The sequence below is a fragment of the Catenulispora sp. GP43 genome (assembly GCF_041260665.1).
In the GTDB taxonomy this organism is placed as follows: Bacteria; Actinomycetota; Actinomycetes; order Streptomycetales; family Catenulisporaceae; genus Catenulispora.
The window spans coordinates 81977-106253 of the sequence record NZ_JBGCCT010000039.1; the positions used below are offsets into that span (position 1 = coordinate 81977).

Here is a 24277-nt window from a genome sequence, read left to right on the forward strand (position 1 = left end):
GGCCCCGTAGCGCAGAGGCAGGCGCACCGCTCAGATCCACTCAACCGACGCGGGGAACGCCGGTTCGAATCCGGCCGGGGCCACCGACGGGAGGGGTCGGCATGGGCCTGGAGGAGTTGAGCCGCGCGTTGGCGGACCTGAAGGGGCTGCCGCTCGACGACCCGACCCGGCTGCGTGCCGAGCGCGTCATGGAATCCTTCGTGCGCTACGGCCGGACCCGGCGGAAGAAAGAACTGAGGGCGCGGCGCGAGGCCGCCGACCGCGCGGTGCTGGCGTCCGCGGCGACGGGGGCGACCGAACGGCGAGAGGATGCCGCGCTGGCGGCGCCGGGCGGGGCGGCGGCGATCGGCACGAACGGGAATGACCATGCCGATGCCGCCGGGCAGCCCGAAGACATGGCGGCGAGCGGGCCGGATTCGGTCGGAACCCTGCTGCGCCCCCGCCGCTGCTACGTCTGCAAGCAGCACTTCACCCAGGTCTCAGCCTTCTACCACCAGCTGTGCCCGCCCTGCGCGGCCGAGAACCTGGCCTGGCGCTCGGCCCGCACCCCGCTGGACGGCCGGCGCGCGCTGGTCACCGGCGGCCGGGTGAAGATCGGCTTCCAGGTGGCGCTGATGCTGCTGCGGGACGGGGCGGCGGTGCGGGTGGTCACCCGCTTCCCGCACGACGCCATACGCCGCTTCCGCGAGGTCGAGGACAGCGCGAAGTGGCTCGACCGGCTGACCGTCACCGGCCTGGATCTGCGCGACCCGCGCCAGGTCATCGAGCTCTGCGAAACGCTCCTGGCCGAGGGCGAGCCCCTCGAGATCCTCATCAACAACGCCGCCCAGACCGTGCGGCGCCCCGAAGCCTCCTACGCGCCGCTGATCGCCGCCGACCGCGCCGCGGCGGCCCGGCTCGGCGGCGGTCTTCGCGAGCTCGCGCCGATCGCCGGCTACCACGGCGCGGGCGCCGACGTGGTCCCGCACGGCACCGAGCTGGTCGCGGCCACCGGGCCCGCCGTCGACGAGAACGGCCTGCTCCCCGACCCCTCGCCGCACAACTCCTGGTCGGCGAAGCTCGGGGAGCTGGATCCGGTCGAGGTGCTGGAGGTGCACCTGGTCAACGCCGTCGCGCCGGCGCTGCTGGCCGACCGGCTGCTGCCGCTGATGGCCGGCTCGCCGTTCGCGCGGCGCTACATCGTGAACGTCACGGCCGTCGAGGGGCGCTTCGAGGTGCGCAACAAGACCGCGGGCCATCCGCACACCAACATGGCCAAGGCCGCGCTCAACATGCTGACCCGAACCAGTGCCGAGGCGCTGGCCCGGCGCGGGATCCACCTGAGCAGTGTGGACACCGGCTGGATCACCGACGAGAAGCCGATGCCGAGCAAGGCGCGGCACGCCGAGGCCGGCTTCCGGACGCCGCTGGACATCATCGACGGCGCGGCGCGGATCTACCATCCGATCGTCAGCGGCGAGGGCGGCGAGCCGTTGTCCGGGGTGTTCCTGAAGGACTACCGGGCGGTGGCGTGGTGAGCGGGTTCGAGGCGCGCCCCGCCGAGGAGCTGGCGCCGGTGCTGGCGTGGCTGCGGCGCGGCGAGGCGGTGCGCACCCGGACCGCTTTCCCGGCCGGGACCGCGCTGCCCGACGGCCGGCTCGACATGTGCAAGCAGGACCTGGGGCCGCTCGGCGCCGCCGCGGTCGCGAACGCGCTGCCCGAGGGCGGCGGCCCGGTGAAGCACCTGCTGCTGGGCACCGACGGGCTCGGCGACGGCGGGGTGGCCGCGGTCGCCCCGAAGGCGGTCGCCGCCGGGGTCGAGACGCTCTACCTGGGCTGCAACGGCATCGGGGGCGGCGGGGTCTGCGAGATCGCGAACCAGCTCATCGCCTCCCCCGGCGTGGTGAAGGCGCTGTGGCTCAAGCGCAACCCGGTCGGCGCGGACGGCGTGCGCGCGGTGGCCGAGACGGTGCGCGCCGGCACTGTGCTGCGCACCATCGACCTGACGCAGACCGGCCTGACCGCACCCGACGCCGCCACGCTGGTCGACGCCATGATCGAGGCCGGCGGCGGTGCCCACGCCATCGAACGGCTCTACATCGGCGGCAACCGGCTCGGCGCCGACGGCGCGCGGGAACTGGCCCGGCTGCTGACGGCCGGAGCGGTCGCAGAGCTCTACGTCTCGGCCGCACGCCTCGGCGACTCCGGGGCGCGAGTGCTGGCGACGGCGCTGCGCGCCGCACCACACCGCACCCTGCGCCGCATCTCCGTGGCCAGCAACGGCATCGGCCCGGCGGCGCTGGCGGAGCTGATCGCGGCGGCCGCGGCGGCCGGGGTCGAACTGGTCGACGCCGGACGGGTGAAGGCCGCCGCCGTCCTGGCCGCCGACGACAACCACCTCGACGAGTCCGGCGCCGCGACGGTCGCCGAAGCCCTCGCCGACGCCCCGCACCACCTCGTCTTCGTCAACCTGCGCTACACCGGCCTCGGCAGCCCCGGCGCCCTGAAACTGCTGGCCGGCGCCCAACGTGCCGCCACACCGACCCGCTACCTGCTCGGCACCGGCATCGCCAAGCGGGTCAAGAAGGAGCTCACCGCGCTGGCCGCCGACGTCCCGGCGTCAGTGTTCGACGTCGCGCCGGACGTCCGGGCGATCCGCAGCGTCTACCGGACCGCGCCGCCGGCCTGACCCTGCTGCCCGGTCCTGCTGCCCGGTCCTGCTGCCTGACCCTGCTGCCGGACCCCGCCCGCCCGCGCCGTGACGGCGCGCACAGCCACAGCGGCCCGCGGCCACCCGCGGTCTATGCTCGGCCCATGTTCGCAGTGAGCGCCGTGCGCATCGACTCCAAGGACCCCCTGTCCGGCCTCGAACTCGGGGAACGCGCCGAGCCCGAGCCCCGCGCGGGCTGGACCACGGTCACGGTCAAGGCCGCGGCCCTGAACCACCACGACCTGTGGACCCTGCGCGGCGTGGGCATCACCGAGGACAAGCTGCCGATGATCCTGGGCTGCGACGCCGCCGGGCTCGACGAGGACGGCAACGAGGTGATCATCCACTCCGTCATCGACCCGCGGGACGGCAAGCCGTCCATCCTCACCGAGGCCTACGACGGCACCTTCGCGCAGAAGGTGCTGGTCCCCAAGGCCAACCTGGTGCCCAAACCGGCCGCGCTGTCCTGGGAGCAGGCCGCGTGCCTGCCGACCGCCTGGCTCACCGCCTACCGGATGCTCTTCCGCAACTCCGGCCTGCGCCCCGGTGACACGGTGCTGATCCAGGGCGCCGGCGGCGGCGTGGCGACCGCGGCGATCGTGCTGGCCCGGGCCGCCGGGTTCCGGGTGTGGACGACCTCGCGCAGCGAGGAGAAGCGGGCGCGGGCCGTGGAGCTCGGCGCGCACGCCGCCTTCGAGTCCGGCGCCCGCCTGCCGGAGCGGGTGGACGCGGTGATGGAGACGGTCGGCGCCGCGACCTGGGCGCACTCGGTGAAGTCGCTGCGGCCCGAGGGCACGATCGTCATCTCCGGCGCGACCTCCGGCGCCATGCCGCCGGCCGAGCTGACCCGCATCTTCTTCCTGCAGCTGCGCGTCGTCGGCTCGACCATGGGCTCGCTGGACGAGCTCAAGGCGCTGGCCCGGCTGTGCGACACCACGGACGTGCGGCCGGTCGTCGACTCGGTGCTGCCGCTGGACCAGGCCCGGACCGGCTTCGAGCGGATGGCGCAGGGCGAGGCGTTCGGGAAGATCGTCTTCACGGTCTGACAAACCCCCCCGAAGCCCCACCGAGACCCGCACCGCGGTCGGCGGCTGTACGTCAGCCCTCGACCTCGACGATCCCCAGCCGCTGCGTGGCCCGGGTCAGCGCGACGTAGAGATCGTTCTCGCCATGCCGGGCGGCGGCGATCGCGGCCGGGTCGACGACCAGCACGGTGTCGAACTCCAGCCCCTTCGCCTGGCGCACCGGCAGCACGACGGTGCGCCGCTCCAGGTCCGGGTCCGAGCCGTAGCCGGCCTCGGGCAGCCGCGCCGCCACCGCCGCCGCCACCTCGGCCAGGCGTTCGGCCGGCACCAGCACCGCCATCCGCCCGGCCTCCCCGGCCGCCAGCGCCGCGTCCTCGGCCAACGCCAGCTCGGCGACCTTCGCGGCCAGCGAGGACGCCGGCACCGACACCCGCCAGGGCTCCTCGCCGCTGGAGCGCACCGAGCGCGGCGGCTTCAACCCCGGGTCGATGCGCTCCAGCACCTCGGCGGCCACGGCCATGATCTCCGAGGGGGTGCGGTAGTTCACCGTCAGCTCCGCCAGCCGCCAGCGGTCGCCGACGTGCGGCGCCAGCACCGCGCCCCAGGACGCCGCCCCGGCCGGGTCGCCGGTCTGCGCGACGTCGCCGACCAGTGTCATCGAGCGGGCCGGGCAGCGCCGCATCAGCAGCCGCCAGGCCATCGGCGAGAGCTCCTGCGCCTCGTCCACGATCACGTGCCCGAAGGTCCAGGTCCGGTCGCCCATCGCGCGCTCGGCCACGCTGCGGCCGTCGACCTCCTCGAACCGCTCGGCCAGCATCTCGGCCGAGACCAGGTCCACGGCGGTGACGATCTCCTCGCGCGGGTCCTCCAGGTCGATCGAGCGAGAGCCCTCGGCTACTTCCAGGGCGCCCTGCGCGTAGGCGATGCGGGCCCGGCGCTCGGCCTCGGCCCGCGCCGCCGCCTCGGCGGTGTCGGATTCGCCGAGCAGCTCCGCCGCCTCGTCCAGCAGCGGGATGTCGGCCGCCGACCAACCACCCGGGGTGCGCAGCAGCAGGTCCATCTCGGCGTCCGTCAGCAGCGGCGCGCCGTCCGCCGGGCCCGCGCCGCCGTCCGCGGCCTCTTCCACGGCCTCGCGCAGCAGCTCCGGTGTCGCGAACAGCTCGGCCAGCATCCGCTGCGGCGTCAGCTGCGGCCACAGCCAGTCCAGCGCCTCCTGCACGCTCGGCTCGTCGGCCAGCGACGCCGCGATCTGGTCGCGGTCGGCCCGGCCCAGGAACACGCCGTCGGCCATCTCCGCGGGGTCCTCGCCGAGCTCCTCGGCGATCAGGTTCACCATCGCCAGCGTCTCCTGGCGGTGCGGATCGTCGTTCAGCCGGTCCACGACCTGCCCGGCGAGGGTGTCGATGACGTACTCGGCGAACGCCTTACGGCCCAGGTTGGGCAGCCGGCTGGCTTTACGCCCCAGTTCGCGGGCGGCCTCACAGGTCTCTCGGGTCAGCCGGTACTTCACGCCCTCGTAGACCACTTCCAGCACGTCCTCGGGCACCCGCTGCCGGGCCCGCACCGCGCCGGCGATCAGGTCCGCCATCACCGCCCGGCCCTTGATCTCGGCGACCTCCGGGGCGTCGGCGCGCGAGGCCCGCACCCCCGGGAACATCTCCCCGACCGTGGCCAGCACCGCGCTGGTCTCCCCCAGCGCCGGCAGCACGTGCGAGACGTAGCGCAGGAAGGTCGGGTTCGGCCCGACGATCAGCACGCCGCGCTTGGCCAGCCGCTCGCGGTAGGTGTAGAGCAGGTAGGCCGCGCGGTGCAGCGCCACGGCGGTCTTGCCGGTGCCCGGGCCGCCCTGCACGACCAGGACCCCGCGCAGCTCCGACCGGATCGCGTGGTCCTGCTCGGCCTGGATGGTCTCCACCACGTCGCGCATCCGGCCGGTGCGGCCGGCGGTCAGGGCCGCCAGCAGCGCGCCCTCGCCGACCAGCCCGGAGGCGTCGCCGTCGGCGGCGATGTCCAGATCCAGCACGTCGTCGTCGATCTCGACGACGGTCCGGAAGCGGGTCCGGATGCTGCGCCGGCGCCGCACGCCCTGCGGCGCCGCGGAGGTCGCCACGTAGAACGGCCGGGCCGCCGGCGCCCGCCAGTCCACCAGCAGGGGCTCGAAGTCGCCGTCCTCGTCGAGGATGCCGATCCGGCCGACGTAGCGGCGCTCGCCCTCGACCAGGTCCAGCCGGCCGAAGCAGAGTCCTTCCTCGGCGGCGTCCAGCTGCGCGATCCGGCCGGCGCCGGCGGTGGCCAGCGTGTCGCGCTCGGTGCGCGCCTGCTGGGTGCCGGTGCCGGCGCGCAACACGCCGGCGAGGTGGTCCTCGGTGCGGCCGCGCAGCGCGTCGAGACGCTTGTACAGGAAGTCCAGGTACCGCTGTTCGTGGAGGATTTCTTCCGTACCCCTTGACAAAACGCCTCCCGATGCTCCAGAATCAAGCACGTACCAGTTCTCTGGTTATTTGGCTGTGCCCGAAAACTCTACGATAGCAGACGCCGTCGCAGAGCCTTCGGGCTCGTTTTGTTTCAGGGCCGCGCGGTGTTTCAGCGGGCCGTGACGAGCTCCTCCACCTCGGCCAGAGCTTCCGCCTCCGCCTCGCTGTGCACGTTGCGGGTCCGCAGCGCGATGACCGCCGCGCAGGCCACCGCGATCGCGCAGGCCGTCAGCGCCCAGGACAGTCCGGACGTGAAGGCCGCGGTGGGCCGCACCCCCTGCTTCAGCTCGTGGTTCAGCCGCGCCGTGGAGACCGCGGCGAAGACCGCGAGCCCCAGCGCGCCGCCGACCTGCTGCGAGGCATTCAGCAGCGCGGCGGCCAGACCCGCCTGGTGGTGCGGCACGCCGGCGTTGGCGGCCGTGGAGATCGCCACGAACAGCAGCCCGAGCCCGATCGCCATGATCACCATGCCCGGCAGCATCCCGCTGACGTACGAGCCGTGCACCTTCAGCTGGGCCAGCAAGTAGACGCCGACCGAGGCGACCGCCGCGCCGGAGACCACGACCGGCCGGGTGCCGACCTTCGCCACCAGCTTCGGCGCCACCCCGGCGCCGATCCCGACGGCGACCGTGATCGGCAGGTACGCCAGGCCGGTGCGGATCGGCGACCAGCCCTCGACGTTCTGCATGTAGAGGGTCAGGAAGAAGAACATGGAGATGAACCCGGCGACCCCGACCAGCTGCGTGACGTCCGCTGCGACCAGGCCGCGGATCCGGAAGACCGACAGCGGCAGCAGCGGCTCACGGCTGAAGCGCTCGTTCACGACGAACACCACCAGCAGCAGCCCGGCCCCGGCCAGCTCCAGCACCGTCCGGCTGGACCCCCACCCCTGGTCCGGAGCCTTCACCAGGCCGAACACCAGCAGCAGCATCCCGGCGGTGACCAGGAACGCGCCGACGAGGTCCAGGCCCTTGAGGGAGACCCGCTTGCCGTCCGCCTCGAACATCCGGAACGCGCCGACGAGGATCACCACGCAGAACGGCGGGTTCACGAACATCACCCAGCGCCACCCGGGACCGTCGGTGAGCAGACCGCCGGCCAGCACGCCGACCGCCGAGGCCAGGCCCGCCACCGCACCCCACGCGCCGAACGCCTTCGTGCGGTCCGCGCCCTCCTTGAACGTCGTGGTGAGCAGCGACAGCGCGGCGGGCATCATCAAGGCGGCGCCGACGCCCTGGACCAGCCGCGCGCCGACGAGCAGTCCGGCCGAGCCGGCGAACCCGCCGGCCAGCGAGGCCAGACCGAACACCACCGTCCCGGTGACCAGCACGCGGCGCCGGCCGAACAAGTCGGCGGCACGTCCGCCGAGCAGCATGAACCCGCCGTAGGTGAGCAGATAGCCGCTCGGCACCCACTGCAGGCCCTGCGTGCTGAAGTGCAGGTCCTGGCGGATGGCGGGCAGCGCCACGTTCACGATCGAGGCGTCGACCAGATCCAGGAACGCGACGCCGCACAAGAGCAGCAGAATGAGCTTGCCTCTGCCGGTTGATAGGAAGGACGCAGACACGGGAGACCCCCTCCGGTACGCTATTACTTTGAGATTCGTACGTTACGAAGAAGGTATCATATGAGTTCCGTATCATCTAACGGGATGTCGGGGCCCGACGCCGCGGCCTCCCGCTCCCGTCGGCGCACGATGAACCAGATCACGGACAGCTTCCGCGAGATGTCCGTGGTGATGACGGTGCTCAACCTGCGGGCCGGCGAGCAGGTGGGGCTGCGGGACGTGGAGATGAAGGCGCTGGACGTGCTGATGCGCGACGGCGCGATGAGCGCCAAGACGCTGGGGCAGCGGCTGGGCATGCACCCGGCGACCATGACCGGGATCCTGGACAAGCTGGAGAAGTCCGGCTGGGTGTCCCGGGAGCGCAGCCCCGAGGACCGGCGCGTGGTGCTGATCCAGCCGGTGCGCGAGCGGGTCGGGGAGGTCGTGCGGCTGTTCGCCGGGATGAACAACACCGCGGTGGAGCTCCTGGACCGCTACGACAGCGAGCAGTTGGAGACCATCGCCGGGTTCATGGACATGATGGTGGACATGGCGAAGCAGGCCTCGAAGGAGTGGAGCGCATGAGCTTCTTCCGCGGCGCTCCCGGCGACTACGCGGCGGTCGAGGAGTACGCGGACGCCGAGGCGGTGGACGCCCACCAGGCGGCCAACCAGGACCTGCTCGCCCTCGTCTTCGAGTACGCCGACCAGAGCTGGATCACCGTGCACGGCGCGGTCGGAACGGAGATCCGCGAGTGGGCGCGCAGCCCGGCGGGCGCCGCTGCGGGCGTCACGCTGTTCGACGAGCCGCTCTGAACCGGCCGACTAGTCCATGTGCGGATAGCGGTGGTCCGTCGGCGGGACGAACGTCTCCTTGATCGAGCGCGTGGACGTCCACCGCATCAGGTTCTGCGCCGACCCGGCCTTGTCGTTCGTGCCGGAGGACTTGGATCCGCCGAACGGCTGCTGGCCGACGACGGCCCCGGTCGGCTTGTCATTGATGTAGAAGTTGCCGGCGGCGAAGCGCAGCACGCTCATCGCCTCGGCCACGGCCGCCCGGTCCTGCGCGATGATCGAGCCGGTGAGCGCGTAGTCGGTGACGCCTTCGACACCGTGCAGGACCCGGTCGTAGTCGTGGTCGTCGTACACGTAGACCGACAGCAGCGGGCCGAAGTACTCGGTGGAGAAGATCTCGTGCCCGGGGTTCGTGCACACCATCACCGTCGGCCGCACGAAGTAGCCGACCGAGTCGTCGGCGCTCCCGCCTGCGGCGATGCGGATGGTGTCGTCGCCGTGCGCGATGTCCAGCACCCGGCGGTGCTTGGCGAAGGCCCGGGCGTCGATCACCGCGCCCATGAAGTTCGCCATATCGGCCGGGTCGCCCATGGTCAGCCCGTCGACCTCGGCGGAGAACTCCTCGCGCAGCCCCTGGTCTCTCCAGATGGAACGAGGGACGTACGCGCGCGAGGCCGCCGAGCACTTCTGGCCCTGGTACTCGAACGCGCCGCGGGTCAGCGCCGTCTTCAGCACCGCCCGATCCGCGCTGGGATGTGCCAGCACGAAGTCCTTGCCGCCGGTCTCGCCGACGATGCGCGGGTAGGCGCGGTAGGCCGCGATGTTCTCGCCGACGGTCCGCCACAGGTGCTGGAAGGTGGCGGTCGAGCCGGTGAAGTGGATGCCGGCCAGGTGCTGGTCGGCCAGCACCACCTCGGAGACCGCCAGGCCGTCCCCCGGCAGCATGTTGATCACCCCGGGCGGCAGGCCCGCGGCCTCCAGCAGCCGCATGGTGACGTGCGCGGCCAGTTGCTGGGTCGGCGACGGCTTCCAGATCACCGTGTTGCCCATCAGCGCCGGGGCGGTCGGCAGGTTGCCGGCGATCGCGGTGAAGTTGAAGGGCGTGATCGCGTAGACGAAGCCGTCCAGCGGCCGGTGGTCGGTGCGGTTCCAGACGCTGCGGGAATTCTCGGGCGGCTGCTCGGCCAGGGTCTGCCGGGCGAACTCGGCGTTGAAGCGCCAGAAGTCGATGAGCTCGCAGGCGCTGTCGATCTCGGCCTGCACCGCGGTCTTGGACTGGCCCAGCATGGTCGCCGCGTTCAGGGTCGCCCGCCACGGGCCGGACAGCAGGTCGGCGGCCTTGAGCAGGATCGCGGCGCGGTCGTCGAAGGACAGCGCGCGCCAGGCCGGGGCGGCTTCGCGGGCGGCGGCGACGGCGGCCCGGGCGTCGTTCTGGGTGGCGTTGTGCAGGGTGCCCAGGACCGCCTTGTGGTTGTGCGGCTGGACGACGTCGATCGGCTCGCCGCCGCCGTGGCGCTGGCGGCCGCCGATGGTCGCGGTCAGGTCGTGGCGCAGCGCGGAGAGCTCGGCGAGCTTCGCGGTCAGGGCCGCGCGCTCGGGGCTGCCGGACGCGTAGTCGAGCACCGGTTCGTTCGAGGGGACGGGGACCTTCGTGACGCCGGTGACGTCCTCGTTCGCGTGCGCGGCCATGATCCGCATCCCATCGCGGCGCGGAAGGGGGCGCCACACGGATGCGCCGATCGATGGACGAATCGATGCACGGATCGATGGACGCGCACCCGGCGGCGGCGCGCCGGCTCAATAGGCTCAGCCGGCTCAGTCGCGCGCGACCATGACCTCGTCGATCAGCGCCACCGCGGCGGTCAGGCTGTCGGCGATCGGCGCCCCGGCGGCCCGCAGCGACTGCGCGGCGGCGAACCCGCCGGAGTACAGGATCACGCGCGCGCCGACGCTGGCGGCGGCCGCCGCGTCGTCCGGCGAGTCGCCGATGAGCACCACCCGCGCCGGGTCCACGTCCAGGCGGGCCAGGTGGTCCCGCAGGTGCTGCCCCTTGCGCGCCGGACGCGGCGGCGTGGTGCCCTGGACCAGCGCGAAGTGGCCGGCGATGCCGTGGTGCCGGACCACCGGGACGAGCTTGTCGTCGTGGTACATCGACAGCAGCGACTGCGAGTGCCCGCGCCCGGACCACTCCCGGAACAGGTCGGGCAGGCCGTCGGACAGGCGCGCCTCGCGCTCGTAGGCGACGTAGTACTTGTGGAAGGTGGCGTCGAGCGCCTCCCACTCCTCGTCCTCGGGCTCGCGGCCGATGATGTCGGCGTAGAAGGCCCGGATCGGCATCTTGATCTGCGTGCGGTACTGCTCGGCCGTTATCGGCGGCAGGCCGTGGTCGGCGAACGAGTCGTTCGTGGAGCGCAGGATGATCTCGAAGTCGTTCAGGACGGTGCCGTTCCAGTCCCAGACGAGGTGCGTTGGCTGCTGCATCTTCGGCACAGTCACCTGAACAGGCTATCGGCGGTCGCCACCAGTTTTGTTTCCCGCAGGCGATGATCCTGCTAACCCAGCAGGTCGGGGAGCTCCTGTGTGGCGTACCACAGCAGCTCGTGGTCGTCGATCCCGTCCACGGTGAACGACGCGTCCTCGTCCCCGGCCTCGGCCGCGCCGAGCAGCACCACGGCCAGCGCCACCTCGTCGATCACGGCCGGGTCGTCGACGTGCAGCGAGGCCACCCAGGACAGCGGGATCTCGGCGCTGACCCGGACCAGGCCGGGCTCGGCGCCGTCCAGGACCGGCTGGGCGTGCGCGTCGGGCACCTCGGCGGCCACCACCACGCGGCGGCGGGGCGCGTCCGGGGCGTCGGCCAGCAGACGCAGCGAGGCGCGCGCGGCGTCGGTCATGGCGGCGTACTCCAGCTCCTCGCTGTCCCCTTCGGTGTACCACTCGCGCAGCGCCGGCGTGACCGCGTACGCCGTCAGCGGAGCGTCGGCGACCACCCCCGTCTTGTGGAGCTCGGCGAGCACTGACAGGGTCGCGGGAAGGTAGACGCGCATTGCGCCATTATCCCCTTCGGGGGTGCGGTGTAGCGCGCCGCGCCGGGGAGCGCTATAGCGGACTTCTACGCCAGGGTCCGCTGGGCGTCGATCTGCTCGCGGGTGGTGCGCATCGCGGTCTCCAGGACGTGCGGGCGGCGGTCGCCGTCCATCACGTTCAGGCCGATGGCTTCGAAGTCGTCGGCGGTCGGGCAGAACACGATGACCTTCGTGCCGTCGGCGCGCACCCGCTGCGCCTCCATCAGCATCCGCCGCGTCACGCCCCTGCGGTAGCGGCGCGCCACGCGCTCCATGACGCTGTGCGGCGGGCCGTTGAAGCCGCGCACCGCCATCGGGGCCAGGACGTAGAGCTCGTCCAGGGGCGGCTCGCCGATCTCCTGGAAGCTCTGCTTGTCGGCCACGTCCACGTTGGTCGCCGACCACATGCCGCCGTCCACGTAGCGGCGGCCGTCGATGATGATCGGGGCGAACCAGCCCGGGATCGCGCAGGAGGCGGTCACGGCCTCGGCCAGCGTCGTGTGCGGGGCCCGGGGGTTGCCGAAGGTGACGCGCTCGCCGGTGGTGAAGTCCAGCGCCACGATGCGCAGCGCCTTGTGCGGCGACCAGCCGTCCGCGGCGTGCGGCAGGGCTTCGACGAGCTCGCCGACGCCGCCGAGCGAGCCGCGGCCCGGCGGCATCGCGGCGGCCATGACGGCGGTCGGGGGCACGGAGCGGGGATGGCGTGCGGTCCGGGCCAGCAGCGGGCCGGACCCCAGCCGCAGCTTGGGCCGCTCCGGGTGCGCGCCGCCGGCCGCGGTGGCGTAGTCGAACTCCAGGCCGGTGAGCGGCCCCCGCTCGATGCGCCCGGTGAGCTGGTGCTCGTACAGGTCCGCGGGGGTGGCGCCGGCGCCGATCAGCGCGCCCAGCACCGAGCCGGCGGAGGTCCCGACGATCATCTCGGCCTCGCGCGGGTCCCAGCCGATCGCTTCGCTGAGCACCGACAGCGACCCGACCATCCAGGCCGCGCCGAGCATGCCGCCGCCGCCCAGGACCAGTCCGCGCCGCACCGCCGTGGAGGCCATCGTGTCTCTCCCCTCGCCGGTGGTCCGTTCTCGATGATCCGTTTCCCCAGACTTCTCTCGACTGTAACGGCGGAGCCGGCGCGCTACCCGGCGTCGATGCCGACCAAAGTCGGATACACAGGGCTTTCTGGCGGGAATACCGTGACAGGCGGGGCCGTTCGTGTGTCGCGGGAGGTAGTGCCCATGGCTGACCGGGATGGAAGCGAGGTGCCGGTCCCTGAGGACCGGCTCACGGTGTGGCCGTTCGCCGCCTTGGTGCTCGCCGCGGCGGCGACCTTGTTCGGGTACGCGGCAGCCTCCAGCCCGCCGTCCTGGCTCGCCAGGACCGTCATCGTGATCATCGGCACGACACCCTCCGGCGGCCACGCGGTGCACATCGGGCTCGCCTTCCTGCTTCTGGGGCGCGGCCTGTACATGCGGCGTCTGATGGCGCTGTATCTGACCTCTGCCGCAGTGGTGTGGTCGACGGCGATGTCGCTGATCACCTGGGACCAGCCGTGGCGGCTGGTGCCGATGGCGGCCTTCGGGTGGGCGCTGTGGGGGGCGCGGATGCGGTTCACTGCCGTGCCCGACGCCACGCGGGTGCGCACCGCCCTGCACTGGCTCCTCGGGTTCGGCATCTTCGCGCTCGTGGTCGGGGGCGGCGGGATCTTCCTGCAGCGGGGCCGGCTCAGCTCCTCGCTGACCCCGGTCGGGCTGGGGCGCGAGCTGTTCGACGGCCTGACGGCGAACTCCGAGCCGATGACGATCGAGGGGCGCTCGTGGTTTCTCCACGGGCTCTCCCTGCTCGGCGGTATCACGCTGCTGCTGGTGCTGACATGCCTGCTGGCGCCGGCGCGGGCTCCGCTCCCGGGGACGGACGCGGAACGGGACCGGGTGCGGCGGCTGGTGCAGCATCCGGACTCGGACACGCTGGCCCCGTTCGCGCTGCGGCACGACAAGTCCTACGTCTTCTCCCCCGACGGCCGCGCCGCCATCGGGTACCGCGTCTTCCTGGGCACCGCGGTGGTGGGCGGCGACCCGTTCGGCGCCGCGGACGCCCGGGAGGCCGCGATGGCCGAGTTCCTGGCTCTGTGCCGGCGCCGCGGGTGGCGGCCCGCGGTGCTGGGCGCGCGCGAGGCGCTGCTGCCGCTGTGGCGGGAGCACGGGATGCGGCGCTCGATCGAGATCGGGGACGAGGTCATGCTGGACGTGGCCGCCTTCTCGCTGGAGGGGCGGTCGATCCGCAACGTGCGGCAGGCGGTGCGCCGGACGCACAAGGCCGGGATCACCACGCGCGTGCTGCGGGAGACGGCCCTGGACGAGCAGGAGGCCGACCAACTGCTGGCCATCCACCAGCGCTGGCTGAAGGGGCACGCCGAGCACGGCTTCGCGATGAACCTGGACGCCATCACCTCGGCCCGGCACCCCGACGCGCTGTTGATCGTCGCCTACGCCGCCGACGGCCGCGCGGTCGGCTTCCAGCGCTACCACCCGGTCGGCGCCGATCAGCTCTCCGGCCACCCGACGGCGCTGTCGCTGGACGTGATGCCGCGCGACCCGCAGAGCCCGAACGGCGTGAACGAGCGCCTGATCGTCGACCTGGCCGCCTGGGCCCGGGAGCGGGGCGTCGCGGAGATCTCGCTGAACTTCGCGGCCTTCCGCCCGATCATGGACGCCGGCAGCCGCCGCACACCGCTGCAGAGCGCGGCGTACCGCGCGATCCACCTGCTGGACCCGTGGATCATGTTGGAGAGCCTGTACCGGTTCAACGCCAAGTTCCGGCCCGGCTGGCAGCCGCGGTCGGTGATGTTCCGGTCGTGGGGCGAGGTCGGCTGGCTGGCCGCCTCGGCGCTCGCGATGGAGTTCTCGCTGCCGCTGGACCGCCGGCGGGTGGCGCCGGCCGGAGAGCGGGCGCGGGAGCGGGAGCGGGCACAGTTGGACGGCGAGATCCGGGACGAGGACGCCGTGGGGCGGGCCGTGCGACGGCGGGGCTGGTAGCGAGCCGGCCGGACCCGCCGGCCTCAACCTGCCTCAGCGGGGCCTCAGCCGGCCTGAAGCGCGGTGCACTGCCAGCGCGAGTCCTCGATCCGGTCGAAGCGCAGGGCGACGACGCGGGTACGGCCGCTGTCCTGGACCAGCGCGAGGGCTTCGATGCCCTCACCGCTCTCGGCGAGACGGACGGACTTCAGCGATGCGGTCCGGGCGTAGCGCGGGATGCGGAGCTTGCCGCGGACCTCGGGGTCGGTCCAGCGGGCCGCGTGGACGGCGGCGCGCCGGCCGACGAGGATCTCGACAAGGACGCCTACCAGGGCTCTGACTTCGCCATAAGCCTTCTGCGGCGCGGTGCGGCGCGGGCGAGGACGGGACGGCGCTTCTTCCACGGGCAGTACGTCTGGCCTGGGCTCGGCTGCGGCCTCCGGGCGTGACAGGGCCCCGGCCAGCACACCCGCCGGCGGGTCGGGCAGCGGCGTCGGGTAGGCGATCACGGCTCCTGCCCGCACCACGGACAGCAACAGCCCCGGACGCGGCTCCCGGCCGCTGCCCGACAGCGGACTCCACGCCATCCCGCACTCCGACTCCGGCGACGGCTGGTCCACGGCGCACGGCATAGGGCCGGCGTCATCCATACCCTGCGAACGACCGCCCGACCCGCGGGAGTCCTGGATCCCGGCGAGGTCCTCGAAGCACTCCGCGGCGATCTCAATCTCCGCCACCGCGTCCACCCACACCGCGATGCCCGGGAAGTCTGGCCTGTTATCCCGCCGCCACCGCGCGCCGACCTCGACCGTCCCGACCGCACGCACCGGTGCCACGGGCCACCACCTCCCCTGTCCTGCCGGAACCGAGTTTCCAGCAGATCACAGGGGCATGCGAAACGGCTGACTTCCCGGGGAAAGTCAGCCGTTCGGCCCAGCTTCGCCGGGCCCTGATCCGCTCAGGACCCGGCTCGGTGCTCGGTGCTCAGCCCGGTGCTCGGGGCTCAGCAGTCCTCAGCTCAGAGCTCAGTACCCATGCCGCTTCAGCGCTTCTTGCGCTTGCCCGAGGAGCGGCGGCGCGGGGCCTCGTCCTCGAGCGGCTCGTGAACCACGTCTTCGCCGTACTCGGTGGCGAAGGACACCTCGCGCTGCAGGACGCCGCCCTCGCCGTCGACCGTGGGGGCCGTGTAGCTCAGGTGGTCCGGGCGGCGCGGGGCCTCCAGGCCCTTGGCCAGCAGGTGCGGGGCGCCGGGGACCGCGTCCTGGACCCCGCCCTGGCCGCCGGCCAGGGCGTTCGCGGTGGCCGCGGCCTGCGCCTGCGCCTCCGGGTCCTGGTTCACGGCCTCGACCTCGACCTTGAGGTTGAACAGGTAGCCGACGGACTCCTCCTTGATGGCGTCCATCATCGCCTGGAACATCGCGTAGCCCTCGCGCTGGTACTCGACCAGCGGGTCGCGCTGGGCCATGGCGCGCAGGCCGATGCCCTCCTGCAGGTAGTCCATCTCGTACAGGTGCTCGCGCCACTTGCGGTCCAGAACCGACAGGACCACGCGGCGCTCGAGCTCGCGGGTGATCTGCTCGCCGAGCTGCTCCTCGCGGTGGTCGTAGCCGCTGCGGATGTCGGCGGTCAGCTCGTCGGCCAGCACGTCCCGGGTGACCTTGTCGGCGCCGCCGGCGGCCTCCTCGATCTCCTCGACCGTCACCGAGATCGGGTACAGCGTCTCCAGCGCGGTCCAGAGCTTGTCCAGGTCCCACTCCTCGGCGTAGCCCTCGGAGGTGGCGGCGTCGACGTAGCCGGCGATGGTGTCGTCCATCATCAGCCGGACCTGGTCCTCCAGGTCCGCGCCGTCGAGCACCTTGCGGCGCTCTTCGTAGACCACCAGGCGCTGGCGGTTGAGGACCTCGTCGTACTTCAGGACGTTCTTGCGGATCTCGAAGTTCTGCTGCTCGATCTGGGTCTGCGCGCTGGCGATGGCCCGGGTGACCATCTTGTGCTCGATCGGCACGTCCTTCGGGACGTTCGCCATGGCCAGCACGCGCTCGACCATGCCGGCCTTGAACATGCGCATCAGGTCGTCGCCCAGCGAGAGGTAGAAGCGGGTCTCGCCGGGGTCGCCCTGGCGGCCGGCACGACCGCGCAGCTGGTTGTCGATGCGGCGGGACTCGTGGCGCTCGGTGCCCAGCACGTACAGCCCGCCGAGGTCCTGGACCTCGTCGTGCTCGGTCTTCACCTTGCGCTTGGCCTTCTCCAGCGCGTCCGGCAGCGCCGCCAGCCACTCCTCCGGGGTCTGCTCCGGGTCCAGGCCGCGCTGCATCAGCTCGGCGTTGGCCATGTCGTCGGGGTTGCCGCCGAGCTGGATGTCGGTGCCTCGGCCGGCCATGTTGGTGGCCACGGTGACCGCGCCCTTGCGGCCGGCCTGAGCCACGATCGCGGCCTCGCGCTCGTGGTACTTGGCGTTGAGGACCTCGTGCGGGACGCCGCGCTTGCGCAGCATCTGCGACAGGCGCTCGGACTTCTCCACCGAGGTGGTGCCGACCAGCACCGGCTGGCCGGTGGCGCTGCGCTCGGCGATGTCGTCGACGACCGCCTCGAACTTCGCCTCCTCGCTGACGTAGATCAGGTCCTGCTGGTCCATGCGGATCAGCGGCTTGTTCGTCGGGATCGGCACCACGCCCAGCTTGTAGATCTGCTGGAACTCCGCGGCCTCGGTCATCGCGGTACCGGTCATGCCGGCCAGCTTCTCGTAGAGGCGGAAGTAGTTCTGCAGGGTGATCGTGGCGAGCGTCTGGTTCTCGTCCTTGATCTCGACCTGCTCCTTGGCCTCGATGGCCTGGTGCATGCCCTCGTTGTAGCGGCGGCCGGCCAGGATGCGGCCGGTGTGCTCGTCGACGATCATGACTTCGCCGTTCATCACGACGTAGTCCTTGTCCTTCTTGAACAGCTCCTTGGCCTTGATGGCGTTGTTCAGGTAGCCGACCAGCGGGGTGTTCACGGACTCGTAGAGGTTGTCGATGCCCAGCAGGTCCTCGACCCGCTCCACACCGCGCTCCAGGATGCCGACGGTGCGCTTCTTCTCGTCGACCTCGTAGTCGACCTCCGGGGCCAGCCGGTCCACGATCTTGGCGAAGTCGGTGTACCACTTGGTGGCCTGGTCCGCCGGGCCCGAGATGATCAGCGGGGTCCGGGCCTCGTCGATGAGGATCGAGTCGACCTCGTCGACACAGGCGTAGAAGTGGCCGCGCTGGACCATCTCCTCCCTCGACCACGCCATGTTGTCGCGCAGGTAGTCGAAGCCGAACTCGTTGTTGGTGCCGTAGGTGATGTCGCAGTTGTACTGCTCGCGGCGCTCGGCCGGCGTCATGTTCGCCAGGATCACGCCGACCTGCAGGCCCAGGAACCGGTGCACCCGGCCCATCCAGGACGAGTCGCGCTCGGCCAGGTAGTCGTTGGTGGTGACGATGTGCACGCCCTTGCCGGCCAGCGCGTTCAGGTACGCGGGCAGGGTGCCGACCAGCGTCTTGCCCTCGCCGGTGCGCATCTCGGCGATGTTGCCCAGATGCAGCGCGGCGCCGCCCATCAGCTGCACCTTGTAGTGGCGCTGGCCCAGGGTGCGCTTGGCCGCCTCGCGGACCACCGCGAAGGCCTCGGGCATCAGGTCGTCCAGCGTCTCGCCGTCCTCCAGGCGGGCCCGGAACTCGTCGGTCTGAGCACGCAGCTCGGCGTCGCTCATCTGGACGTAATCGTCCTCGATCTCCTCGACGAGGTCGGCGACGGCCTCCAGCCGGCGCAGGATCTTCCCCTCGCCGGCCCGCAAGACCTTGTCCATCAGACGCGCCACGGCAGACAACTCCTCGATTACGGGCTCGGGCAGGCAGGGGGATGCCCCGCCTTTTCCAACATGTTATGCGACGGCCCGCACTCCAAGGGAAGAGCGCGGCGTGATGATCATCGGCATATTCCCTGGAGACCGCCGATCCGGCTCGCCTACGGTGGGGCGATGGACATACAGCGAACGCGCGAGCGCCCCGAACCGGTTCCCATACCGGATCTCGCTCCGGCCGCTCCGCCGCTGCCCCAGGGCCCTTTGGAGACCGCGCGACTGCTGTTGCGGCCGTGGCGCGACGCGGACATCCCGGAGATCTTCCGGATCTGCCAGGACCCGGAAGTCCAGCGCTGGACCACTGTGCCGTCCCCCTATCAGATGAAGGACGCGGAATGGTTCGTGCGGGAACACACACCTAGGGGATTCCGGAGCGGAGACGAAGCGACGTTCGGGATCTTCGTCAAGGACACCGGACAGATCGCCGGGGCGATCGGGCTCGCCGGGATCAAGGCCTCCGTGGCGAACCGCGGAGTGCGGTCCGCGGAGATCGGATACTGGGCCAACCCCGAGACGCGCGGTCGCGGTTTCATCACAGAGAGTGTGCGCGAAGTCGTTCGGTGGGGTTTCGAAGAGGCCGCGCTCGGGCGTGTCACGTGGCAGGCCTTCGACGGCAACGCGGCGTCGCGCAGAGTGATCGAGAAGGCGGGCTTCACGATCGTCGGCCGGCAGCGCTCCTCGCACGCGCACCACGGCCGGCTGCGCGACATGTGGCTGGCGGACATCCTGCCCGGAGAGCTGCGGTAGGCGGAAAACCGCGGAACTGCGGTCGGCCGGGCTGTCGGTGGCGACCGCTAGCGTGACGGATGTGACATCCGTACCCGCTCCGCACGCCGAATTGTCCACCGACGAGGCCCGCCGCCTGGCCCTGCACGCGCAGGGGCTGATCGGCGCGCCGGACCGCCGCGGCGGGGTCGCGGGCGTGCTGCACGGCCTGGGGGCGGTCCAGCTGGACACCATCAGCGTACTGGCACGCTCGCACGAACTGGTGCCCTACGCCCGGCTCGGAGCGGTCGGGCGCGAGGCGATCGAGAAGGCGTACTGGAACCACGAGGCGCACGGCGCCTCGACCTTCGAGTACTGGGCGCACGCCGCTTGCATCCTGCCCGTCGAGGAGTGGCCGACCTTCGCCTACCGCCGGGCGAACTTCCGCAACCGGGCCAACGGCGGCTGGGGCATGGCGACCACCGGCGAGGCCGAGGCGCTCGTACTCGGCAAGCTGCGAGACGAGGGTCCCTGCATGACCTCGGACTTCGGCGGGGCGCGCAAGAGCGCGGAGTGGTGGGACTGGTCGGAGAGCAAGGTCGCGGTCGAGAAGATGCTGGCGACCGGCGACGTGGTGTGTGTCGAGCGGCGCGGCTGGCGCCGGGTCTACGACCTGCCGGAGCGCGCGCTGCCGAAGGCCGTGCTGGACGCCCCGGAGCCGACCCGCGAGGAGTCGCACGTCCGCCTGCTGGCGCAGGCCGGCCGGCGGCTGGGCGTGGGGACGATAGGCGACCTGGCCGACTACTACCGGTTGAAGATCCCTGAGGCCAGGCCCCTGATGGAGCAGACCGGCCTGGTGCCGGTGACGGTCCGGGGCTGGAGCCGGCCGGCCTGGGCCGATCCCGCGGCCCTGGAACTGCTGGCCGCCGGCGGCCCGCGCGGCCGGCACCGGACCACGCTGCTGTCCCCGTTCGACTCGCTGATCTGGGAGCGCGACCGGATGGAGCGGATCTTCGGGATGGTGCACCGGATCGAGGCGTACACGCCTGCCGCGAAACGGGTGCACGGCTACTTCGCGATGCCGCTGCTGGCCGGCGGCAGGCTGCTGGGCCGCGTGGACCCCAAGCGCGAAGGGAAGACGCTGGTCGCGCGCAAGGTGTCGCTGGACACGGCGAACGCGGTGCGCCCGATGGCCGACGCGCTGCGGGAGGCCGCGGGCTGGGTCGGGTGCGACGCCGTCGCCGTGGAGCAGGTGAGTCCGGCCGGTGCGGCGGCGGCGCTGCGGGCCGCGCTGAGCTGACGACTCCTGGCGGCCCGGCTCGGGAATCCGTCGCCCCCACTCGGCCCGAAGGCCGATCATCGGATCAGATCACTAGCGCCACAACGGCTGCGGCGGCGCCCCGAACCAGCTGACCAGTACTTCGGCGTCGTCGGTCCGCAGACCCCCGCGCCAGTCGACCAGCTCCAGACCGCGCTCCCGCAACAGCGCCCCGAAGGCGCCGGCGACCTCCGGTCCGGCGATGCCGGTGCGGTGCACGCCGGCGACCTTCACCCGGCTGGCGGTGTCGACGAGGCCGTAGACGTGCACGCCGTCCGCGACCGTCAGCGCGAACCCGCCGAGCACCACGCCGCGGCCCTCGATCGCGACCGGGCGGACGAAGTGCGTGGTGGTGCCCAGTCCCGCGGCCAGGTCCTCGACCGTCACCGTGACCCCGTCCAACGGCTCGGCAGGGGTCTGGCGCAGGTGGATCTCGGTGAAGCCGGGGCCGGAGCGGAACTCGTCCTGGATCCGGCGGATGGCCAGCAGGTTCTCCTCGACCGCGGACGCCCCCCGCGGCCCGACCAGCTCCACGTCGCGCCACAGGTCGTCCTTGACCAGCAGCACCGTGCGACCGTCCAGCGGCCCGGCGATGTCCGGCAGGCGGTCGCTGATGCTGGACATGCTGAAGTGGATGTCGCGGGCCGGCATCAGCTCGACCCGCGGCTCCTGCTCGACCAGGCGCAGGGTGAGCTCCAGCTCGCCGATCAGCTCGTACTCCTCGCGGAAGGCCGGCTCGGCCCGGACCACCCGCCACACCCGGCCCGCGGCCTCCAGCATCTGCGTTCCGTCGAACGCCGGGGGCAGGCTCTGCGTCGGAACCACCGTGCGCGCTATCACCCCGCCGTCCGCGGCGTCTCTCAACGTCACGGATATGTCCATGGTCACGAACCTACGCGGGAGGCGTCTCACCATGTCAAGCCGCTAACGCTAGGTGATCTCCAGGAGTTTCTCGCGCACCGCGTAGACAACGGCTTCCATGCGGGAGTGCAGGTTCAGCTTCTCAAGGATGTTGCGGACGTGGTTCTTCACCGTGTTCTCGGTGATGAACAGCTCCTTGGCGATCTCCCGGTTGTTGCGCCCGGTGGCGACCAGTTTGAGGACTTCCATCTCGCGGTCGGTGAGCTTGGGCGCCGCGGCGGTCGGGGCCGGGGCGTTCGAGGCGTCCGCGCCTCGCGCCAAAGCGGCGAAACCGGTCATCAACTTCGCCGCCATCGAAGGGCTCACCTGTGACTCACCGCGCTGGACGGCGCGCAGCGCGTCCGGGATGGTGTGCGGGAGCACGCTCTTGAGCAGGTAGCCGGAGGCGCCGGACTTGACCGCCTCGTACAGGTCGGTCTCCTCGTCGCTGGAGGTCAGCATGATGACCTTGACGCCCGGGACCGAGCGCTTGATCGCCGCGCACGCCGCCAGACCGTCGGTGTCGGGCATCCGGACGTCGAGGATCACCACGTCGGGCACCAGCTCCTGGGCCTTGCGCAGGGCCTCGGCGCCGTCCGACGCCTCGCCCACCACCTCGATGTCGTCCTCGGTGTCGAGGACGACGGCCAGCCCCCGCCGCAGGAGCGTGTGGTCGTCGGCTATGAGGACTCTTATGGCTTCCGACACAGAACCATGATGACACCTCGGAAGGACACATGACATTACCCATCCGAGTGATCGTTGAACCCTCTCAACCCCACGGAGCCGGCGAGGCCGGCTCCGTGGGGGAATCCCCTGAGATCAGAGTCCTGTTGATCAAGGACCGCCGGGACCGGCGATCCGATCAGCGCCGGGCGCTGGCCATCCGGTCCGACGGTGAGGAGCCGTTCATCGACGACCCGTTCATCATGGACTCGGCCATCGCCTCGGAGGCCTCGAGGTGGATCACGCCGTAGTCGTAGGCCCGGCGCCGGTAGACGACCGCCGGCAGGCCGGAGTCCTTGTCCACGTAGAGATAGAAGTCGTGACCGACGAGTTCCATCTCGTAGAGCGCCTGGTCGAGCGTCATCGGAGCAGCCGCGTGGGTCTTCTCCCGGACCACCATCGGGCCCTCACCGGCCTGGCCGGGGACACCGTAGGGCTGCAGATCCACCTCGGGGTTGTCGCCGGTCGCGCCGTCGGACGTGAGCAGCGGCTCGGTGCCCGTCGGCAGGTCCGCCATCGGCGGGATGTGCTTGATGGAATCGGCGATCGCCTTGCGGTTGCGGTGGATCTTCCGCCGGTCCTTGACCCTGCGGAGCTGCGCCTGGAGCTTGGCCGCAGCCAGATCGAGCGCCGAATAGGGGTCGCCGGCGCACGCCTCGGCCCGGATCACCGGGGAACGGGGGCAGTCCAGCGTCAGCTCGATCCGGTCCTTCTGCTCGGCCTGGCGGGGGTTCTTCTCCTCGCCCAGCACGACGGTGAGGCTGATGGCCTTGCCGTCCATCTCCTCGACCTTGGCCAACTTCTCCATCACGTGCCGGCGGAACCGGTCGGTCACCTCGTGATGGCGGCTCTTGACGACGATGTCCACGCGCGTTCTCCAATCTCGCGTTCAGATCTGTGCCGGGCTCAGGGCTACCGGCTTCGGCGTCGGATGAGGGTTCAACCAGCGGCGCCTCCGCGAAGTGATCGGGGACTGCTCTTGTGATGCGACATCGAACTCCTAGATCGAGATCGACTTGTAGACCTCCAACGTACGCCGGATGTACTTCGTGCCCGGGTTTCCGAGTGGAGGAAGTCACAGCCGGTACGGGTTCCGACTTGAGTCGCCGGGGGTACGGCCGCGACGCGAGGTGTTCGAGGGGGACGGGCCGGGCCGAAGGGGCCGGGAGCCACCCGCTAGAGGTGGCCGATTATGAGCGTGCTGGTGCGCATCGTGCCTGCTCACTAACTCGTGGGCGAGTGCCTATGGCTGAAAACTAGCCCTCGATGGCGCCCGGCGGAAGAGGCCGAAGGCGGCGTTGGACCGTTCGAGTGATCGGAACGGCGTTCGACCGGGGTTTGTGCGGGGTTTCGTACCGATTCCTCGGTGGTTCACATAACGAGACACGCCCACTGGATAACCAGATTCGCGCGTCACATGCGTACCCGCGCGGCGGCAATCGTGGCCGCCCCGATCACCGGCACCCCGGCCGCCCGCAGCGCCCGGGCCGCTTCGGCCAGGCTGGCGCCGCTGGTGCTGATGTCGTCGACGAGGACCACGGCGGCTCCGGCGAGGGCGGCGGCACGGCGGGCCCGCAGGGCTCCGGAGAGGTTCGCGGCGCGCTCCTGGCGGGACAGGCCGGCCTGGTCCTCGACGGCGCGGGCGTGGCGCAGCGCGGACACGGCCCGGGCCGGCACGCCGACCTCGCGCAGGGCCCGCGCCGCGGTGCCGGCCAGGCGGGCGGTGGTGTCCTGGCCGCGGTCGCGGACGGCTTTGCGGCGTGAGGGCATGGGGATCAGTGCCACCGGGGGCCGGCGCGGGGTGGTGGTCGGCGCGCCGCCCGTCTCCAAGGTCCCCGCGACAGCCCGCGCGAGCGCCCGGCCCAGCACCCGCCGCAGATCGGCGCGCCCGCGCTCCTTGTAGCCGATGAGCATGGTCCGCACGGGGTCCTCGTACCGGGCCACCGCGTGCGTGCGCGGCGTGCCGGGCACCGCCGCCAGCGTGCGCCACGGTCCGCCGTCGGCGAGCAGGCCGTCGCAGTCCGGGCAGAGCGGCTCCCCGGAGGGCTGGGGACGCCCGCAGCCGCCGCAGTCGCGTTCGGCTGCCAGGTCCATCAGGGCGGCCCAGAGCGGGCGGACGAGCGGCATCGGACCCCCGGTTCGCGCTGTGGTCG

General features: G+C 71.8%; 20 protein-coding genes and 1 tRNA gene. 9 read left to right on the forward strand and 12 right to left on the reverse strand.

Annotated features, from left to right (window positions below; translation table 11 throughout):
* The 4 genes from ABH926_RS46890 to ABH926_RS46905 all read left to right on the forward strand — a co-directional run bounded on the left by ABH926_RS46890 (position 1) and on the right by ABH926_RS46905 (position 3735).
* Positions 1 to 83: transfer RNA gene (locus ABH926_RS46890), tRNA-OTHER, on the forward strand.
* Positions 84 to 101: 18 nt separating this feature from the next.
* On the forward strand, positions 102 to 1517 hold the full coding sequence (locus ABH926_RS46895; RefSeq protein ID WP_370373749.1) for an SDR family NAD(P)-dependent oxidoreductase: 1416 nt from the start codon (positions 102 to 104) through the stop codon (positions 1515 to 1517).
* Positions 1514 to 2668, forward strand: a complete 1155-nt coding sequence (locus tag ABH926_RS46900) for a ribonuclease inhibitor (protein WP_370373751.1) — start codon at positions 1514 to 1516, stop codon at positions 2666 to 2668. Before ABH926_RS46895 ends, ABH926_RS46900 begins: the two co-directional genes overlap by 4 nt.
* A gap of 125 nt (positions 2669 to 2793) precedes the next feature.
* Complete coding sequence (locus ABH926_RS46905; protein WP_370373753.1) at positions 2794 to 3735, forward strand: zinc-binding dehydrogenase; 942 nt, start codon at positions 2794 to 2796, stop codon at positions 3733 to 3735.
* Between the two features lie 52 nt (positions 3736 to 3787).
* Here the strand turns inward: ABH926_RS46905 and ABH926_RS46910 are convergent, their stop codons facing one another.
* Both ABH926_RS46910 and ABH926_RS46915 read right to left on the reverse strand, forming a co-directional pair.
* Positions 3788 to 6166 (reverse strand): ATP-binding domain-containing protein, encoded by a 2379-nt coding sequence (locus tag ABH926_RS46910; RefSeq protein ID WP_370373754.1) that lies wholly within the window; start codon positions 6164 to 6166, stop codon positions 3788 to 3790.
* Positions 6167 to 6297: 131 nt separating this feature from the next.
* Complete coding sequence (locus ABH926_RS46915) at positions 6298 to 7755, reverse strand: MFS transporter (RefSeq protein ID WP_370373756.1); 1458 nt, start codon at positions 7753 to 7755, stop codon at positions 6298 to 6300.
* A gap of 84 nt (positions 7756 to 7839) precedes the next feature.
* Here ABH926_RS46915 and ABH926_RS46920 point away from each other — a divergent pair, with 84 nt between their 5' ends.
* The gene (locus ABH926_RS46920; RefSeq protein ID WP_370373757.1) at positions 7840 to 8319 is read left to right on the forward strand and encodes a MarR family winged helix-turn-helix transcriptional regulator; all 480 of its coding nucleotides are present in this window, start codon (positions 7840 to 7842) and stop codon (positions 8317 to 8319) included.
* Positions 8316 to 8549: a hypothetical protein gene (locus tag ABH926_RS46925; RefSeq protein WP_370373759.1), complete on the forward strand. Its 234-nt coding sequence runs from the start codon at positions 8316 to 8318 to the stop codon at positions 8547 to 8549. Before ABH926_RS46920 ends, ABH926_RS46925 begins: the two co-directional genes overlap by 4 nt.
* A gap of 9 nt (positions 8550 to 8558) precedes the next feature.
* Here the strand turns inward: ABH926_RS46925 and pruA are convergent, their stop codons facing one another.
* From pruA to ABH926_RS46945, 4 genes are all read right to left on the reverse strand, one after another.
* Positions 8559 to 10217, reverse strand: coding sequence for an L-glutamate gamma-semialdehyde dehydrogenase (gene pruA / locus ABH926_RS46930; protein ID WP_370373761.1), 1659 nt, complete (start codon positions 10215 to 10217; stop codon positions 8559 to 8561).
* Positions 10218 to 10343: 126 nt separating this feature from the next.
* Positions 10344 to 11024 (reverse strand): HAD family hydrolase, encoded by a 681-nt coding sequence (locus ABH926_RS46935; protein WP_370373762.1) that lies wholly within the window; start codon positions 11022 to 11024, stop codon positions 10344 to 10346.
* A gap of 56 nt (positions 11025 to 11080) precedes the next feature.
* Positions 11081 to 11575, reverse strand: a complete 495-nt coding sequence (locus tag ABH926_RS46940; protein WP_370373764.1) for a hypothetical protein — start codon at positions 11573 to 11575, stop codon at positions 11081 to 11083.
* Between the two features lie 65 nt (positions 11576 to 11640).
* Entirely contained in the window at positions 11641 to 12636 is a 996-nt protein-coding gene (locus tag ABH926_RS46945; RefSeq protein WP_370373765.1) for a patatin-like phospholipase family protein, read from the reverse strand.
* 183 nt (positions 12637 to 12819) lie between these two features.
* Here ABH926_RS46945 and ABH926_RS46950 point away from each other — a divergent pair, with 183 nt between their 5' ends.
* Entirely contained in the window at positions 12820 to 14616 is a 1797-nt protein-coding gene (locus ABH926_RS46950) for a bifunctional lysylphosphatidylglycerol flippase/synthetase MprF (RefSeq protein WP_370373767.1), read from the forward strand.
* A 44-nt stretch (positions 14617 to 14660) separates the two neighbouring features.
* On the opposite strand, the gene ABH926_RS46955 is transcribed toward ABH926_RS46950, so the two are convergent.
* Both ABH926_RS46955 and secA read right to left on the reverse strand, forming a co-directional pair.
* Positions 14661 to 15431 carry an Rv3235 family protein gene (locus ABH926_RS46955; RefSeq protein ID WP_370373769.1) on the reverse strand — a complete coding sequence of 257 codons (771 nt, stop codon included), beginning with the start codon at positions 15429 to 15431 and terminating at the stop codon, positions 14661 to 14663.
* Positions 15432 to 15637: 206 nt separating this feature from the next.
* Positions 15638 to 18421, reverse strand: coding sequence for a preprotein translocase subunit SecA (gene secA / locus ABH926_RS46960; RefSeq protein WP_370373799.1), 2784 nt, complete (start codon positions 18419 to 18421; stop codon positions 15638 to 15640).
* Between the two features lie 171 nt (positions 18422 to 18592).
* On the opposite strand from secA, the gene ABH926_RS46965 reads away from it, so the two are divergent.
* Together ABH926_RS46965 and ABH926_RS46970 are read left to right on the forward strand one after the other, a co-directional pair.
* Entirely contained in the window at positions 18593 to 19222 is a 630-nt protein-coding gene (locus ABH926_RS46965) for a GNAT family N-acetyltransferase (protein WP_370373771.1), read from the forward strand.
* A gap of 52 nt (positions 19223 to 19274) precedes the next feature.
* Positions 19275 to 20480 (forward strand): winged helix-turn-helix domain-containing protein, encoded by a 1206-nt coding sequence (locus ABH926_RS46970; RefSeq protein ID WP_370373773.1) that lies wholly within the window; start codon positions 19275 to 19277, stop codon positions 20478 to 20480.
* Positions 20481 to 20552: 72 nt separating this feature from the next.
* Here ABH926_RS46970 and ABH926_RS46975 read toward each other — a convergent pair whose 3' ends face one another.
* The 4 genes from ABH926_RS46975 to ABH926_RS46990 form a co-directional block, all read right to left on the reverse strand.
* Complete coding sequence (locus ABH926_RS46975) at positions 20553 to 21380, reverse strand: hypothetical protein (protein WP_370373775.1); 828 nt, start codon at positions 21378 to 21380, stop codon at positions 20553 to 20555.
* Between the two features lie 48 nt (positions 21381 to 21428).
* Positions 21429 to 22142: a response regulator gene (locus tag ABH926_RS46980; protein WP_370373777.1), complete on the reverse strand. Its 714-nt coding sequence runs from the start codon at positions 22140 to 22142 to the stop codon at positions 21429 to 21431.
* Positions 22143 to 22263: 121 nt separating this feature from the next.
* Complete coding sequence (gene hpf, locus ABH926_RS46985; RefSeq protein WP_370373779.1) at positions 22264 to 22992, reverse strand: ribosome hibernation-promoting factor, HPF/YfiA family; 729 nt, start codon at positions 22990 to 22992, stop codon at positions 22264 to 22266.
* A gap of 545 nt (positions 22993 to 23537) precedes the next feature.
* Entirely contained in the window at positions 23538 to 24251 is a 714-nt protein-coding gene (locus ABH926_RS46990; RefSeq protein ID WP_370373780.1) for a ComF family protein, read from the reverse strand.
* Between the last annotated feature and the right edge of the window lie 26 nt (positions 24252 to 24277).

Bases quoted from the DNA above. Each gene is read 5' to 3' on its own strand.
- ABH926_RS46925 (WP_370373759.1), top strand. From the start codon at position 8,316: ATGAGCTTCTTCCGCGGCGCTCCCGGCGACTACGCGGCGGTCGAGGAG.
- ABH926_RS46940 (WP_370373764.1), bottom strand. From the start codon at position 11,575: ATGCGCGTCTACCTTCCCGCGACCCTGTCAGTGCTCGCCGAGCTCCAC.
- ABH926_RS46945 (WP_370373765.1), bottom strand. From the start codon at position 12,636: ATGGCCTCCACGGCGGTGCGGCGCGGACTGGTCCTGGGCGGCGGCGGC.
- ABH926_RS46990 (WP_370373780.1), bottom strand. From the start codon at position 24,251: ATGCCGCTCGTCCGCCCGCTCTGGGCCGCCCTGATGGACCTGGCAGCC.
- ABH926_RS46905 (WP_370373753.1), top strand. From the start codon at position 2,794: ATGTTCGCAGTGAGCGCCGTGCGCATCGACTCCAAGGACCCCCTGTCC.
- ABH926_RS46920 (WP_370373757.1), top strand. From the start codon at position 7,840: ATGTCGGGGCCCGACGCCGCGGCCTCCCGCTCCCGTCGGCGCACGATG.
- ABH926_RS46980 (WP_370373777.1), bottom strand. From the start codon at position 22,142: ATGTCATGTGTCCTTCCGAGGTGTCATCATGGTTCTGTGTCGGAAGCC.
- ABH926_RS46965 (WP_370373771.1), top strand. From the start codon at position 18,593: ATGGACATACAGCGAACGCGCGAGCGCCCCGAACCGGTTCCCATACCG.
- ABH926_RS46975 (WP_370373775.1), bottom strand. From the start codon at position 21,380: ATGGACATATCCGTGACGTTGAGAGACGCCGCGGACGGCGGGGTGATA.
- secA (WP_370373799.1), bottom strand. From the start codon at position 18,421: ATGGACAAGGTCTTGCGGGCCGGCGAGGGGAAGATCCTGCGCCGGCTG.
- pruA (WP_370373761.1), bottom strand. From the start codon at position 10,217: ATGGCCGCGCACGCGAACGAGGACGTCACCGGCGTCACGAAGGTCCCC.
- ABH926_RS46895 (WP_370373749.1), top strand. From the start codon at position 102: ATGGGCCTGGAGGAGTTGAGCCGCGCGTTGGCGGACCTGAAGGGGCTG.
- ABH926_RS46950 (WP_370373767.1), top strand. From the start codon at position 12,820: ATGGCTGACCGGGATGGAAGCGAGGTGCCGGTCCCTGAGGACCGGCTC.